Annotated in this window: 1 protein-coding gene; it reads left to right on the plus strand. The window is 61.9% G+C overall.

The window, feature by feature from the left end; translation table 11 throughout:
* Positions 1-302: acetamidase/formamidase family protein (locus SB822_RS56140; RefSeq protein WP_410858983.1), on the plus strand; the 302-nt coding region annotated here is incomplete at both ends.

The raw sequence follows: 302 nt of genomic DNA on the forward strand, positions 1-302 counted from the left end.
ATCCTGAAGAATGTCCAGATTCCGGTGCGTCCGCATTTTGGCGTGATCAGCGTCGCGCCGCAGCAGGATGGGCTAATCGATTCGATTCCGCCTTCCACCTTCGGCGGAAATCTCGACAACTGGCGCGTCACCCGCGGCGCTAGCGTGTTCTTGCCGGTCGGGGTGCCCGGCGCCCTCCTCTCCATTGGCGACCCGCATGCGTCGCAAGGAGACTCGGAACTCTGCGGCACCGCGATCGAGTGTTCGCTCACCGGCGAATTCCAGGTCGTGCTTCACAAGAAAGAAACGCTCGGCAACGAGGT

The organism is Paraburkholderia sp. SIMBA_054 (genome assembly GCF_046534875.1).
Taxonomy (GTDB): Bacteria; Pseudomonadota; Gammaproteobacteria; order Burkholderiales; family Burkholderiaceae; genus Paraburkholderia; species Paraburkholderia hospita.